Here is a 12,715-nt window from a genome sequence, read left to right on the forward strand (position 1 = left end):
CAGCTATTAATTAGTATGGATCTTAGTTTCAAGCTCTTTTTTAATAGCATTTTCCAGGTTGCTCTCTGTGGCTTCACCAAATCCAGTCTCTACCAGCTTTACTTTGCCATCTTTGCCGAGGACTAAAGTAGTTGGAAAAGCCTGTAATTTATAATCCCAGCCTACCCACTTCTCCGTTTGATAGTACTGCGGATAGCTAATATGCTTTTCGTTTAAGAACTTAATAATTGTTTTAGAATCGACGTCCCGGGGATTTATACCAACAACAAGCACATTTTCTTTCCCGAATTTATCTTGTAGTTTTTGCAGTTTAGGCATCAGTTGCCTGCAGGGATAACAGGAAAGATACCAGAAATCCAACACTATCACTTTCCCTTTGAGCGCATTAAGACTAATCCTTTTTCCTGTTCTCAAATCCGTTGCTTTAAAAAGCGGCGATACGGTACCGGTTTTTAGTGTTTCAAAGCGGTCGCTCTCCTCCACGGCAGGGGTATCAAAAAATACCGCAGGTTTAAAGGCAACCGGGTTAGTATCAAGCGATACAGAGAAATCATAAATATCTATCGCCTCCTTACCTTCATCCATAAACATTCCATGCATTATTCTCCTATAAGCGAACAGGCTTTTTTTATCGATAAAATATCGGTTCACTTTCGAATCCCCTTTTCTATCTTCAGAACTGAAATTGTAGCTTTCGTCGATAACATAAAATTCCCCTGCGGATGTATCCCGAACAAACTTGAGCAAAGCAAGGCTTTTATCCAGCCGAGGTCGGGTCGTACCCAGTATACTATGAATACTGGAAGATCCTACTTTGTGTCTGTCCCAGTCTTTAGTGAAAACAACCTGAGCATCTGGAGTTTCTTTTTTATACAACGTATCGCCACGAACAAGCCATTCTGCTTTATTCTCCAGGCGAAGGTGCCAATACGCATTCTTTTTAATAGTACCATTTACTGTGAACCAGCTGACATGGAAACTATTCTCCCTTTTCATGGTATCTACCATCGTTATTCGGTAATGGATGGTTTTCATGGCCGCAAGTTTATCGAAGCTTTTTTGCAGGATATGCAAAGCAGAGGTGTCAATTGTTTGAGCCTGACAAATACCGGTAATTAGGCTAAGGATAAATAAGGTGAATGATCTTTTCATATTCGTTTATTTCTCACAAATATGTTGGGCATAATGATGAAATTATTATCGATAACTGAATCTGGTTGCGTTTTCCTTGAATTTGGCGTTTAAACAGAATCCTTCAATCCTATAAGACCAATGTTAACATTCCTTAATACGTTTTTTCTTTACCTTTCAGGGCTATAGTTTTGATGCAAATCAAACATAAATATGAAACTTAAAAGCCTATTTTGATTGCTCTTTTAGGCTATATGATAAAGTTAATCATCAGCCAAAAGCAACTACCCGAGATAAAGAACGACTTTATAGCAAACATCTCTCACGAACTTCAAACACCCATAACCACATCGCTCACTGCAGTTCAGGGGCTTCAATATTATGAAATCCTGAATGATCCTGATAGACACAAATGTATTTAGAAATAGTAAAGATACTTTATCACCACCGCTTTCGATCCCTGAGCAGAAAAGAATTATTAATACAAGCCTGGGGAAACGATGATTTCTTTAGCTCACGTAGCATGGATGTCTTCATCTCAAAATTAAGGAGGTACCTCACCCTGGACCCGCGTATCAGAATCATTAATCAGAAGGGTGTAGGATATAAGTTAATTTGTTAAAGTTGGGGAGGATAACATAAATTATATGTGTGACAAAATTATCTTCCTTCTCCGGAAGGCTATTTTAGTTTAACTTTATACGTACCTGTTCCAGGCATGTCTGTGCCGGGAAGGTAGATGAAACCAATTTTCAATGAACACAATTAATCATGTAAACAAATAAAAATGGACAACAAAGATGAATTCAATCCGGTAGAGGTATTTGCCGGAGATTATTGGGAAGCCAGTATCATCAAAGAGATTCTTGAAGACAACAACATTCGTGTTTTCTTTAAAGATGAAATAATGGGAAGTATCTTACCATACTATGTCGCCGCAGGCGGAGCAGGTGCCGTGAAAATAGTGGTTTCGAAAAGTGAAGAAGAAGCATCATTGAGGCTTATAAAGGAGTACAAGGAAGGCTAAGGGTTAGATTAAGGGTCAAACAATAAACAAATAATGATCGCATCAAAATTTCGGTTCTTTGTACTGCTGCCTGTTGTAATTACAATAATCATGTTGGCAGCGCCAGTTGTATTTGTGTTCAATAGTCAAGAGCAATTCGATTATTCAGGCTCCGCTGGATTTTTGATATTTATTTCAAGCCTCTACCTGTTGTTTCTTGTATTGTTGATTATGGGCGAATTAAGGGCCAAAGCGATCGTGGTTTCTCTTAACAACGATTCTTTAGAAGTTAAGAACTTCCTGGGATTAGGAAGACCAGGCTCTTTTAGCTATAGCAGTTTAGAAGGATATCGAACATCTGCCGTACCTTCGCGTGGCGGCACATACGAGTATTTATATTTAATACATCAAGGGAAAAAAATAGCAAAGATTTCAGAATTCTATCATCGAAATTACGAAGAGTTAAAAGCATCGCTTCAGAGAATGAATATTAAAAACCTGGGGGAGGAGCAATGGAGTTTTACATCTGAAATGAAAGAGCTGTTTAGTTAAAGTGACTAGTCTAGTAGCTAAAACGCTTTTCAATCTTTATCAATGCAGCCACACTGTATTAAAGCCCCTGTGTCGAATATTTTGTTAACGTCCCTGCTTGTTATAAGACGAAGTCTATGTTACTCATGACCAATCTCAAATATCCATTTTCTAACTTTTTGCTTTCATTTTTCTCGTTAAAAACCATTGCATTAAATTTAGCCTCCAAAATGTAAGTGCCCGAGTTTAATTTCTCCATACTGGTAATTTCAAATTTTGAATATTTTTGAGCGTCTGGGCTTAATTTCGGAGGTTCCCTGAATGATTCTGAGCCGTATGTTTTAAAACCATCAGAAAAACTCAGGGCAATGCCATTTTGTATATTGTCGCGGCCATAATCTATAGCATAATTTCTAGATCCGACAGTAAATAAATCCATAACATCTTTTGGTCTCAAAATAAAAGCCTGTACCATTGATGTCTTGGCATAAGTTTTAATAAATATTACATCAACCTTGTTCTGATCATTGTATATTCCATAGGTCCTTGAGTATAAAACAGAATCCTTAAGGCCGGATATATAATAACTATTCTTTACTATAGAATCTACTTTAGAATAAGGTTGTCTATTTGACGCGCTATAAAAACTAGAAAATTTAGACAGGTTATACGTGACTCCATCAATGCTATAAGAAATACTATCCGTGGCATATTCCAGCGGGTCTTCTTTAACAGTTGTTGGTTGCTCAATTAATGGATTATCTTTTTTGCAGGCGGAAAAAAAGAAAACGGCCATTGCTGCTCCCAAAAAAATATTGATTTTCATACTAAAGAATTATTTATGATAAAGATCTATGTATGCGTCTTCAAAAGTAAGAAAAATACTGACTTAGAATCAACATATGCAAAAGATAAAGACATTGAAAAAAATGTTCAAGGAGTATAATACTTGCTGGCTTGGGTTCTACTTTTAAAATTTTGTTTGGCGAAAAGTCAGTAGTGTTCAATGCCGGATAACAGCATCAATTAAGCTTCCAGCTGCCACGATTAAAAGCAGGAAGCTTAACATTCCCAGTATGTAAGAGGCGAAGGCCTTCATGTAATTTCCTGCTTTTTTTCCGTCAAAGAACTGGCCTATAGCCCAGGAGCTATAAATGACCACTAAATATCCGGCAATCGACATCACGTTAAGGTGGGCAACTCCCTCAATAACTGCAAAAACAGCCATAAATAACATGCCCATTCCCATAACAAAGCACAAGAGGATCAAAATCTCAAAAAGGTTATAATGATATTTTCGGAAAAATACTTTTGCCCAGAAAGCTATAAATATTCCCATGATAATGTTTGCGTAGCCGTAGTGTCCCTGTACCCAATTAAAAAGAAGCCCGGTCGTTGTTTTCTGGTTTTCGTTAAACTCTACGTATTCATCCTCAATGTGAAAGAAATGGTTCAGAAGTGAATACACCAAAGACGTTATAATGATAAAAATAACCGGTTTTACCAGCCTGCTTCTGTCTTCCGTAATAAAATGCCTGACACTTCTGCCCGGGCTTACTAAAAGTTCTCTTACAGAATATAGAATTCCGCGTTCCAGATGTAAAACGTGTTCAATTTCATGCATGATATAATGCCGGTCAATTCTTTTCAGGTTTGAAGGTTTTCCGCAAGCGGGACAGTAATTGAAATTCACTTCAGCATTGCAATTTTTACAAGTAGTCATGTAGTTTAGTCTGTGACAGTTTAGTGGATGTAAGTACCAGCACTAAATATACAGCTTTTTCTGGTACGTTGGATATATGCTGAAATTTGATATATCAGACCAATTATTCATCCCTACAGGTAGACATGAACGTGTTCAATGTCCTCTTCCAGGTCCTTTTATTGGGCTTTTAAGACAGCATCTTCAAAATCTCCAGTCCCCGGAATTCAAATGCCTGATTTACAGCATAGATATATGTGGATGAATTGGTCGTGATGTTTTCATCTTGCTGAATTGTCGTATTGCATTCCGCAGATCAAATTTCCCTCCGTGTCCAAAAACTTGGCAATGTAACCTACATAGGGAATAGCTGTCTTTTGCATTAGTACGTGTCCGCCATAGGCTTTTACTTTTTCAATGGTTTCATCTATGTTCTCAACGCCAAATGTGCATTCCAAACCAATAATTTTTTCAGGGACAGGTGAATATTTTCTTCATTGCATTGCTCCAATTAGTTCTCCATTCTCAGACTTGTCCGCCTTGATCTGTAAAAAGTCGTCTTGACCATAAGAGTTGAAACCCCATTCAAAAACTCCGGCATAAAATTTTTCTGCCCGTTCAATGTGGTCAATGTGAATGGCAAAATGTGTCATTTTGTTTTTCATGCTTTTTATTTTTAGTTGTTACTGATTTTTCTCGTTTACATATTCTAAAATATCAGCAGGCTGACAGTCTAAAGCCTTGCAAATCGCCTCTAATGTGCTAAAGCGAATGGCTTTTGCTTTTCCTGTTTTTAAAATGGAAAGATTTGAAAGGGTTAGCTCCACTTTTTCAGATAGCTCATTAAGCGACATTTTTCGCTTTGCCATCATCACGTCTAAGTTTACAATGATTGGCATTGTTTATACGGTTAAGTCGTTTTCGTTTTGAATATCTACCCCTTTTTTGAAAATAGTCGCAATGATATAGATTACAGCTCCCATCAAAATGAATGCTTGACTGTCTGCCCAAAATTGATTTAAGTTGTCGGGAACAAAACTGTGATGCACTAAATTTTTAACGAACTGCCTGGCGATGTAACTCAACAGTCCAATTGAAAGGGTGTAGTAACTGATTTTTGAAATTTGCCTGGAAACAAAGCTGTGGAATGGTTTTGAAAAATCCATTTTGTGCATTAGTGTGATGACTGTATAAAATAAGCAGGCTTTTAAAATTGAAATAGTTAGAATAAAGCCATAGGTACCGAAAAAAGCTAATCTTCTGCTGTTGTACATTTCTGTTAAGTCCAACTTTTGATAAAGATTTTGAACGAATTCGGGCTTGTAAAGACTGAAAAAGAAATTTACTGTTAAGCCTCCTGCTTCAATAGACAAGCCTACAAAAATGAGCCAAGCCACAATATATAAGCCCCAAAATACGAATTTGTTTGTTTTTGACATCGTTGCTAAATTTAGATTATTGTCGAAAGATAATACATTTTTATTGTTTTTCAATAAAAATGTATTTAAAAACGTTAGGTGTTTGCCTTGTCGAAAAGTCAAGGGGATAAAACTGTCGAAAGAAGATGTTTCCAAGCTGCCGCATAACTCCCAAGTACGCGGCAATCCACTTTTTGAGGATATACAGCACGGCTTCCGGGTTGTAATTTATGCAGAGGAAGAGAAAACGTCGGAGAAAATCATTTCTCTTATCCAAAAGAAGTAATATATATCAATCGTTGCGGGGAGCTTTGTTTGTCAAAAACGTATACATTAAAGTGAAAGTCACCCTTTACCGGTACACGGTCTGTTACCTTTCCGGTTTCAATATTTGTGAATTCTGCTACGGTATCGATAGAAATCGTAGCTTGAAGGATACGGATTTGCCTTAAATCCCCATTGTGCCTAATCCAGCTTTGTATGGTTGTACCCTGAACGGTTCGATTGCTATAGTGAAACTTTGAAAGCGGTGGCGTGAGAAATTGCCTGAAGATCTTTACTCTAAGTTGGCGGTGGGGTAAAACGAACACCCCCCAGCCCCCCGTCCCAATAATGACAACAATAGGATAAAAAATAGTTCTTTTAACCAAAGGAAGGGCTCTATCAGGCCAATAGAAAACAATTTACTTTCTGATAAATTACCAAATTTTACAAAAGCCGAAAAAGATCTTGAAACAGACCTTGATACTGAGAAAGTATTTAGGCCGCCCTTGCGCTCTTCCGTGAAATCCCACCAGCGTTTGCCTGTATCGCTATGCTCGATGAAATGCACCAGCAGGCGGTAGGAGTCTTCCACACAGGGATCGGCCCAGGCCCCCGCATGCCGCTCGAAAGCGTCGAACAGTTCGACGGCCGTCCTGCCCCGCAACTGTTCCAGCGAATAATAGCCCTGGGCGATCAGTTCTTCCGCGAAGTTGATACCCAGCGAAGGAATGCGCTGAAATTCCGCCAGCGCCAGTAGCTCACGGGTCCGTTCGGGAGAAGCCTTCAGGGCGGCAGCTACCTCATCCGCGGCCATGCTCTGCATCTGTTTCTGCGTAAGCCTTTGGGCCTTCAGCACCTGTTTCTCTGCCGATGTAAGCTTATACTCAACCCTCTTTTTCATGATCTGTAGGTTCCTGAAAACAAAGTTGTGAAAAAATATAAATATCTATCAGCTTATGTTGCCTTACGTTGTATTTTCCACATAAACTTATTATCAGAATTTCGCTTAATTTGAATATGAATGTAAACAGTCATATCATAAATAATAAAAAGATAGCAGAAGTAGGAGAAGACGGTGTTTTTATTAAAAGAGCCGAAGACGCTCTCGATCTGTTGGGCGATCTTTATTATCAGGGATTCGACGGAATAATTATCCGTGAGCAGAATATTACTCCCGATTTTTTTGATTTAAAAACCGGCATGGCCGGTGAAATTCTACAGAAGTTCTCCAACTATCGAGTCAGGCTTGCCATCATAGGCGATTTTTCATCCTACAAGGCAAAAAGCATCTGCGACTTTATTTATGAAAGTAACAAAACCGGTCATATCAATTTTCTGAGCTCCATGGAGGAAGCTTTGAAGAAAATATCTAATACAACACCATGAGCAATTACAGCACATACGGGCGAGGAATTTCTCTATAAAAAACCATCACTTATATTGTATGGATTATTGTTACTTCCATATATTCTTTTTCTAGTTAATATTTCGTTGTCTGTTCTTTACCTGTATGCCGAACGGGGGAGAGGTGCCATGGGCGTAAAGGCTGTAATAATATTCTCATTAGCTTTGCCTCTTTATTCCATTGCAGATCGTGCCAGCAAAGATTACGGGCAAAGCCTTTATGCAGAGATCGAGTTGCGGAAAGACGGAGGGGTTGCGCTGACATGCAGGCCTGGCTTTGCCGATTCCCGTCAGTTTTACTTGGTAGTGAAATCCCTGGAGCTGGCTGAAAAATTGAAAGCCAATGCACAAAGTTATAAGGGATCCTTATATATTTCAGATCTCCAGATCGTTAAATCTTTCCCGTTCAGGCAATTTTTACGGTTGAAGATTAAAGCCGCTAATGGCGCCAAAATCGCTGAAGGACCGGTATGGAAAGTAGCAGACATTAGCGGAGACCTGTCTTTTTTGAGGCCTTAGCGCATTCTTTTCCGGAATATTAAAGACACTCCGCCAGTGCTGCATCTTGGGAGCGTTGGGACGCTGCTATTTTTCCGTACGCGAATATATGTTTTTGCCAAATGGCAAATGTTCTTTTTAGGATTAGATGGAGATTTGCATTAAAATTAAAAAGAACATGGCAAAAACAGTATTAGTAACGGGAGCGTCGTCGGGTATAGGTAAGGCAACTGCAACTTTGCTTGCACAAAGTGGATATGTTGTCTATGGTGCGGCGCGGAGAATCAACAGGTTAAAAGCTTTAAGTGAATATGGTGTAAAGCCGGTGACGTTGGATGTTACCAGTGATGACAGTATTGTTAGTTGCGTGAACCTTATAACTTCGGAAGCAGGAGGCATAGATATTCTCATTAATTCGGCCGGTTTGGGGTCTTATGGAGCACTGGAAGACGTTCCGATAGCAGAGGCAAAAAACCAATTAGAGATCAATTTATTCGGAGCGGCCCGATTGATTCAACTCGCATTACCGGGCATGCGCAAGAAAAAGTTTGGGAAAATTGTCAACCTTTCATCAATAGGAGGCAAAGTTGGCCTGCCAATGGGTTGCTGGTATCACGCCAGTAAGTTTGCTATAGAAGGACTAAGTGATTCGCTGCGTAACGAGGTGAGGCAGTTCGGCGTTGATGTAATTGTGGTTGAGCCGGGGGGCACTAAAACAGGAATGATGGATATTGGCGGCGATGACCTAATGAGGGTTTCTGGCCACACAGAATATAGTAAATTAGCAGCGGCGTTGAAAAGGTCGTATGAGAATATGGAGAAGAACTCTTCCGATCCTTTGGTCATCGCAAAGCTGATCAGGAAAAGCATTGAAGCAAAAGTACCAAAGGCGAGGTATGCAGGCGGCGCTATGGCGAAACCGATGCTGCTTTTAAGAAAAATGTTACCTGACAGGCTATTTGACAAAATGTTGATGGCACAAATGAAATGATGTATTATGGACCAAATGATTGATTACCTTTTACAATTCGGCCAATTAAATCAGCACCAGATCGATCTGATAAAAAGCAAAGCTCTTCTGAAAAGCATCGAAAAGGACGCATATTATCAGGAGGCCGGAAAGATTCCAAAAGAAGTTATCTTTTTGATCAAGGGTATAATGCGGGTTTGTTATTATAACAAAAACGGCGATGAAATCACAAAGTATTTCCTGGATGAGGGCCACTTTATCGCTGATATCCATAATTTCAACCAGGGTACCCCCTCAACCGAATACCTGCAGGCGATCACCGATTGCGAATATGTCGTTTTATCTAAACGATCACTTGAAGAACTTTCACTTACAATTATTGGATGGGATGCGATCATCTCGAAAGTAACCGCCAAAGGATTGGCTGATAAGATCAACCGGATCAGCCCGATGATGGCAGAAGACGCTAAAGAGCGGTACCAGAATTTTTTGAGAGATTTTCCAACCATGGCGAACAGAATCCCGCTCTCTTATCTGGCATCATATTTAGGAATAACACAGTCATCACTCAGCCGAATAAGAAGAGGAGTAATTTAAATTTGATCTTTGCATCAAATAAGTATGACGATAATGATAATGAACCCCATGCAACGTCTCAAAGCAATTCGTAGTCTTTAGATGAAAATGCTTATCATGAGTACCAGAGCCGGATTCTCAATCACCCTCCGGTTTAACGGGAACGGTCGCTTCAATAGCCTCAATTACTGCCTTTATCAATCCGGAGCTCATTTGCAATTTATTCCATATAGCGTTTCTCCATTCCTTGCCCTGCTTTAAAAAGATATAGGCAGTCTTATACATCGTTATCATTATTGTTTCTGTATCCTTGTTCTCAATGGTGAAATAGTAAATCCTGTTCTCAAAGTGAGCTTCTAACGGTTGTTCCATGTGTGTCTAAAGGCTGCAAGTTAAGACAATTTTACATACACTATTCTGGTGTCCAGGTGGAATGTCAGGCCGGGATATAAAACCGTCTGATCAATTGTATGTTATGAAACAAATACTAAAACGATGGATGGAAGATCGAGTTTGTTAAGCAACAGCTAAAAAAAGGGGAGTAGGCAGAGCAAAGGTATGAATCCGGATAAAAGCCGAAGACTGTGAGTTCTTGAAAGAAAATATTATATGTTGAATTTTATCTTCAATGTAGCCAGATCAGGCATTACTTTCTAAAGGAAGTTAGTTTCCGGAAGTCCTATTATGGTCTTTTTGAACAGAATGTCGCAATCCATTGTTGAGTTCCCTGACGAAGAATTCCCGGTATTGTCCAGCCGAGTACAAACAGCGGAATACAATCTGCGTTCCAACCCAAACATAACACTGGTAAGACGATTACAGGAGAATTAAAATCACAGATAGATAGATATGGGGGGATAGGAGCGTGGCGTAATAATCTAATCTTTTTGAGACGGTGTGGCTTACGCAGCAGCAGACATTAGGGGAGACCTGTCTTTTTTGAGGCCTTAGCGCATTCTTTTCCGAAATAATATTAAAGACATTCCGCCAGTGCTGCATCCTGGGAACGTTGAACGCTGCTTACAAGAGCTTATATAATTATCATCCATTATTTATTAAATATTTCGTTACTTTGTTTTACCCAAAAGTCCGAATGTCGTTCCCTGCTTCAGGAGAGGTTACCCCCCAGGTTACCCCCCAGGTTACCCCCCAGGTCGAACGTTTGTTGGCGGTAATTACAGGAGAGCACAACAGACAGGAGTTGCAAGATTTACTTGGATTATCCGACAGGAAGAATTTCAGGACCAAATATTTAAATCCGGCAATAGACGCAGGACTGCTCAACTTATTAGACCCCGAAAATCCAACAACGAGTAAGCAGCGGTACATGCTGACAGAACTAGGCAAGCAATATTCTTCATGGCTAAAAAAGACGATAACTTCATAAAAATACTCTTTCACGTTTACAGCAAGGTGCTTGATCAATGGAAAGGGTACCTAATAATCTTCTTAGCATTAACCACAACTGCTGGATGTTCAAGCAGCACACAAAATTGGGTCTTATATCTCGATAAGTATAGTATAGGCACAATTTCGATGCCGTCTGCACCAACTGAAATGCTTGATACGATTAATACTTCCGAATTTAAGCTTGTCGTATCCCAGAACATCGGATATTATGATAGCCCTAAAAAAAGTCCATTTTTTCTATCCTGAGCCAGGCGTCAAGATAACATTGTTTAATTCCGAATCAAATATAAAGAGCATATGCCGGATTATAATTTTCGACAATTGCGTTATATCTATCAGTGCAACGGGAGCAAACGACGGCTATAATAGCGATGCCGAGGAAAAGTTCTTCAACAGTCTAAAAGTAAATCCAGGGAATCGCCATCGTAAAAGGAGAGCCCTTTGATAAATAAATACTGTAAGGGAAATTTGGCGGTCATGTCAGTACTATTGACAACCGGAAGCCTCAAAATAAACGGTTAGTTCATACCTCAAAGCTACTTGCTTTGCAGATAAGCTTTCATTTTCGGATAAGCTTCGGTTTCATACCAGGCTTTTGACGGCCGGTTGGCCGGGAAGCCGTACCGGGCACGGTAAGCCTTGCGTTCTGCCGTGAAATCCCACCAGCGTTTGCCGGTATCGCCATGCTTGATGAAATGCACCAGCAGGCGGTAGGAATCTTCCACACAGGGATCGGCCCAGACGCCCGCATGCCGCTCGAAAGCGTCGAACAGTTCGACTGCCGTCCTGCCCCGCAACTGTTCCAGCGAATAATAGCCCTGGGCGATCAGTTCTTCCGCGAAGTTGACCCCCAGCGAAGGAATGCGCTGAAATTCAGCCAGCGCCTGTAGCTCGCGGATCCGTTCGGAGGAAGCCTGCAGGGCGGCAGCCACCTCATCCGGAGCCATCTCCTGCATCTGTTTCTGCGTAATCCTCTGCGCCTTCAGCGCCTGTTTCTCTGCCGCTGTAAGTTTATAATCAACCGTCTTTTTCATGATCTGTAGGGTCTTGAAAACAAAGTTGTGAAAAAAATGTAAATACTTATTGAATTAACAAAGGTATTAGCATGACTTTGCAGATCTGAATTCGATCAGTTATGCTTGCAAGGAAAGAAGATATCATTGGTGTATAACTTTGGAGCATACTTATAATCAGAAATTTTGTTAATTTGAGTATGCGCATCCTTCCAACGTCGCTTCATCCATCCGAGTACCTTTATTTAACAATCAGCAAGATTGATAAAACCTCTGATAGCCGTCTGATTCAAGTTGTTTTCCGTAATATTCGTGAGAAGATAAAATCACTCGCAGACGACGAGTACCAAGCAGTGTCTTCACTATCGAAGTCAAGACAGGCAATCTATGTGATTTGGCATTTACAAGCCGAAGTAAATAACGGAGGCTTTAACCAGTTCTATTTTAATCCGGTGGGAAAGTATGCACATCTGGCGCCACAAGCACTCTCTCATGTAGGAGCAAACAAGTTCTCGCAGCTTGTGGTAAAAGCAAACATGACATATGAAGATTATTACGATAAGATAACCTGTCAACAGGACGGCACAATTGAAGGTTTCAGCAGATCATATAACGACAACCCCTTAAATGAGTTAGACAGGCAATTCTACCAGCTATATAGCAAAGAAGACCTCACTGCGATTCTTATTCACTTCATAAGAACCCATAAACAAGATTTCAGCGATTGCCCCGACGATTCCTGCTGAAAGTCTCCCCCAAAACCAATACCTTTGAATCTACACGACCTTATAA

Annotated in this window: 20 protein-coding genes; 10 read left to right on the forward strand and 10 right to left on the reverse strand. The window is 40.1% G+C overall.

Translation table 11 applies throughout. The features are described 5' to 3' along the window. Nucleotides 1-6: 6 nt before the first annotated feature. A complete protein-coding gene (locus BDE36_RS11925; RefSeq protein WP_141815029.1) occupies nt 7-1,152 on the reverse strand; it encodes a TlpA family protein disulfide reductase in 1,146 nt (381 codons plus the stop codon). A gap of 233 nt (nt 1,153-1,385) precedes the next feature. Here BDE36_RS11925 and BDE36_RS11930 point away from each other — a divergent pair, with 233 nt between their 5' ends. The 4 genes from BDE36_RS11930 to BDE36_RS24005 all read left to right on the forward strand — a co-directional run bounded on the left by BDE36_RS11930 (nt 1,386) and on the right by BDE36_RS24005 (nt 2,689). After that, on the forward strand, nt 1,386-1,553 hold the full coding sequence (locus BDE36_RS11930; RefSeq protein ID WP_141815030.1) for a histidine kinase dimerization/phospho-acceptor domain-containing protein: 168 nt from the start codon (nt 1,386-1,388) through the stop codon (nt 1,551-1,553). Beyond that, nucleotides 1,544-1,753 carry a winged helix-turn-helix domain-containing protein gene (locus BDE36_RS24340; protein ID WP_141815031.1) on the forward strand — a complete coding sequence of 70 codons (210 nt, stop codon included), beginning with the start codon at nt 1,544-1,546 and terminating at the stop codon, nt 1,751-1,753. Before BDE36_RS11930 ends, BDE36_RS24340 begins: the two co-directional genes overlap by 10 nt. Before the next feature lie 165 nt (nt 1,754-1,918). After that, nucleotides 1,919-2,158, forward strand: coding sequence for a DUF2007-related protein (locus BDE36_RS11940; protein WP_141815032.1), 240 nt, complete (start codon nt 1,919-1,921; stop codon nt 2,156-2,158). A gap of 33 nt (nt 2,159-2,191) precedes the next feature. Then, nucleotides 2,192-2,689, forward strand: coding sequence for a hypothetical protein (locus BDE36_RS24005; protein WP_211360919.1), 498 nt, complete (start codon nt 2,192-2,194; stop codon nt 2,687-2,689). A 100-nt stretch (nt 2,690-2,789) separates the two neighbouring features. Here the strand turns inward: BDE36_RS24005 and BDE36_RS11950 are convergent, their stop codons facing one another. The 7 genes from BDE36_RS11950 to BDE36_RS11970 form a co-directional block, all read right to left on the reverse strand. Beyond that, entirely contained in the window at nt 2,790-3,494 is a 705-nt protein-coding gene (locus BDE36_RS11950) for a hypothetical protein (RefSeq protein ID WP_141815034.1), read from the reverse strand. Nucleotides 3,495-3,671: 177 nt separating this feature from the next. Beyond that, complete coding sequence (locus BDE36_RS11955; protein WP_141815035.1) at nt 3,672-4,391, reverse strand: DUF3667 domain-containing protein; 720 nt, start codon at nt 4,389-4,391, stop codon at nt 3,672-3,674. Between the two features lie 260 nt (nt 4,392-4,651). Next, on the reverse strand, nt 4,652-4,828 hold the full coding sequence (locus BDE36_RS23700; protein ID WP_161987607.1) for a VOC family protein: 177 nt from the start codon (nt 4,826-4,828) through the stop codon (nt 4,652-4,654). 36 nt (nt 4,829-4,864) lie between these two features. Continuing rightward, nucleotides 4,865-5,035: a VOC family protein gene (locus tag BDE36_RS23705; protein WP_161987608.1), complete on the reverse strand. Its 171-nt coding sequence runs from the start codon at nt 5,033-5,035 to the stop codon at nt 4,865-4,867. A gap of 18 nt (nt 5,036-5,053) precedes the next feature. Next, complete coding sequence (locus BDE36_RS11960; protein ID WP_128768809.1) at nt 5,054-5,269, reverse strand: helix-turn-helix domain-containing protein; 216 nt, start codon at nt 5,267-5,269, stop codon at nt 5,054-5,056. Between the two features lie 3 nt (nt 5,270-5,272). Beyond that, entirely contained in the window at nt 5,273-5,863 is a 591-nt protein-coding gene (locus BDE36_RS11965) for a DUF2975 domain-containing protein (RefSeq protein WP_244939616.1), read from the reverse strand. A 481-nt stretch (nt 5,864-6,344) separates the two neighbouring features. After that, entirely contained in the window at nt 6,345-6,953 is a 609-nt protein-coding gene (locus tag BDE36_RS11970) for a DUF4332 domain-containing protein (RefSeq protein ID WP_141815036.1), read from the reverse strand. Between the two features lie 116 nt (nt 6,954-7,069). Between BDE36_RS11970 and BDE36_RS11975 the strand changes: the two genes are divergently transcribed. From BDE36_RS11975 to BDE36_RS11990, 4 genes are all read left to right on the forward strand, one after another. Then, the gene (locus BDE36_RS11975; RefSeq protein ID WP_128768814.1) at nt 7,070-7,438 is read left to right on the forward strand and encodes a DUF4180 domain-containing protein; all 369 of its coding nucleotides are present in this window, start codon (nt 7,070-7,072) and stop codon (nt 7,436-7,438) included. A gap of 66 nt (nt 7,439-7,504) precedes the next feature. Beyond that, entirely contained in the window at nt 7,505-7,975 is a 471-nt protein-coding gene (locus BDE36_RS11980; RefSeq protein ID WP_141815037.1) for a hypothetical protein, read from the forward strand. Nucleotides 7,976-8,132: 157 nt separating this feature from the next. Next, nucleotides 8,133-8,945: an oxidoreductase gene (locus tag BDE36_RS11985; RefSeq protein WP_141815038.1), complete on the forward strand. Its 813-nt coding sequence runs from the start codon at nt 8,133-8,135 to the stop codon at nt 8,943-8,945. A gap of 6 nt (nt 8,946-8,951) precedes the next feature. Then, nucleotides 8,952-9,521 (forward strand): Crp/Fnr family transcriptional regulator, encoded by a 570-nt coding sequence (locus BDE36_RS11990; protein WP_128768817.1) that lies wholly within the window; start codon nt 8,952-8,954, stop codon nt 9,519-9,521. Nucleotides 9,522-9,638: 117 nt separating this feature from the next. On the opposite strand, the gene BDE36_RS11995 is transcribed toward BDE36_RS11990, so the two are convergent. Continuing rightward, nucleotides 9,639-9,872, reverse strand: coding sequence for a hypothetical protein (locus BDE36_RS11995; protein ID WP_128768818.1), 234 nt, complete (start codon nt 9,870-9,872; stop codon nt 9,639-9,641). 721 nt (nt 9,873-10,593) lie between these two features. On the opposite strand from BDE36_RS11995, the gene BDE36_RS12000 reads away from it, so the two are divergent. Continuing rightward, nucleotides 10,594-10,887, forward strand: coding sequence for a Fic family protein (locus tag BDE36_RS12000; RefSeq protein WP_150309385.1), 294 nt, complete (start codon nt 10,594-10,596; stop codon nt 10,885-10,887). Between the two features lie 559 nt (nt 10,888-11,446). Here BDE36_RS12000 and BDE36_RS12005 read toward each other — a convergent pair. Beyond that, nucleotides 11,447-11,944 (reverse strand): DUF4332 domain-containing protein, encoded by a 498-nt coding sequence (locus BDE36_RS12005; RefSeq protein ID WP_141815040.1) that lies wholly within the window; start codon nt 11,942-11,944, stop codon nt 11,447-11,449. A 179-nt stretch (nt 11,945-12,123) separates the two neighbouring features. On the opposite strand from BDE36_RS12005, the gene BDE36_RS12010 reads away from it, so the two are divergent. Beyond that, nucleotides 12,124-12,669 (forward strand): DMP19 family protein, encoded by a 546-nt coding sequence (locus BDE36_RS12010; RefSeq protein ID WP_141815041.1) that lies wholly within the window; start codon nt 12,124-12,126, stop codon nt 12,667-12,669. The last annotated feature ends 46 nt before the right edge of the window (nt 12,670-12,715 follow it).

The sequence above is a fragment of the Arcticibacter tournemirensis genome, assembly GCF_006716645.1.
GTDB classification, from domain to species: Bacteria; Bacteroidota; Bacteroidia; order Sphingobacteriales; family Sphingobacteriaceae; genus Arcticibacter; species Arcticibacter tournemirensis.

What these genes read in the sequence shown, in the direction of transcription:
- BDE36_RS11925 (WP_141815029.1), bottom strand. Translation starts at nt 1,152, where the DNA reads ATGAAAAGATCATTCACCTTATTTATCCTTAGCCTAATTACCGGTATT.
- BDE36_RS11930 (WP_141815030.1), top strand. Translation starts at nt 1,386, where the DNA reads ATGATAAAGTTAATCATCAGCCAAAAGCAACTACCCGAGATAAAGAAC.
- BDE36_RS24340 (WP_141815031.1), top strand. Translation starts at nt 1,544, where the DNA reads ATGTATTTAGAAATAGTAAAGATACTTTATCACCACCGCTTTCGATCC.
- BDE36_RS11940 (WP_141815032.1), top strand. Translation starts at nt 1,919, where the DNA reads ATGGACAACAAAGATGAATTCAATCCGGTAGAGGTATTTGCCGGAGAT.
- BDE36_RS24005 (WP_211360919.1), top strand. Translation starts at nt 2,192, where the DNA reads ATGATCGCATCAAAATTTCGGTTCTTTGTACTGCTGCCTGTTGTAATT.
- BDE36_RS11950 (WP_141815034.1), bottom strand. Translation starts at nt 3,494, where the DNA reads ATGAAAATCAATATTTTTTTGGGAGCAGCAATGGCCGTTTTCTTTTTT.
- BDE36_RS11955 (WP_141815035.1), bottom strand. Translation starts at nt 4,391, where the DNA reads ATGACTACTTGTAAAAATTGCAATGCTGAAGTGAATTTCAATTACTGT.
- BDE36_RS23705 (WP_161987608.1), bottom strand. Translation starts at nt 5,035, where the DNA reads ATGAAAAACAAAATGACACATTTTGCCATTCACATTGACCACATTGAA.
- BDE36_RS11960 (WP_128768809.1), bottom strand. Translation starts at nt 5,269, where the DNA reads ATGCCAATCATTGTAAACTTAGACGTGATGATGGCAAAGCGAAAAATG.
- BDE36_RS11970 (WP_141815036.1), bottom strand. Translation starts at nt 6,953, where the DNA reads ATGAAAAAGAGGGTTGAGTATAAGCTTACATCGGCAGAGAAACAGGTG.
- BDE36_RS11975 (WP_128768814.1), top strand. Translation starts at nt 7,070, where the DNA reads ATGAATGTAAACAGTCATATCATAAATAATAAAAAGATAGCAGAAGTA.
- BDE36_RS11985 (WP_141815038.1), top strand. Translation starts at nt 8,133, where the DNA reads ATGGCAAAAACAGTATTAGTAACGGGAGCGTCGTCGGGTATAGGTAAG.
- BDE36_RS11990 (WP_128768817.1), top strand. Translation starts at nt 8,952, where the DNA reads ATGGACCAAATGATTGATTACCTTTTACAATTCGGCCAATTAAATCAG.
- BDE36_RS11995 (WP_128768818.1), bottom strand. Translation starts at nt 9,872, where the DNA reads ATGGAACAACCGTTAGAAGCTCACTTTGAGAACAGGATTTACTATTTC.
- BDE36_RS12000 (WP_150309385.1), top strand. Translation starts at nt 10,594, where the DNA reads ATGTCGTTCCCTGCTTCAGGAGAGGTTACCCCCCAGGTTACCCCCCAG.
- BDE36_RS12005 (WP_141815040.1), bottom strand. Translation starts at nt 11,944, where the DNA reads ATGAAAAAGACGGTTGATTATAAACTTACAGCGGCAGAGAAACAGGCG.
- BDE36_RS12010 (WP_141815041.1), top strand. Translation starts at nt 12,124, where the DNA reads ATGCGCATCCTTCCAACGTCGCTTCATCCATCCGAGTACCTTTATTTA.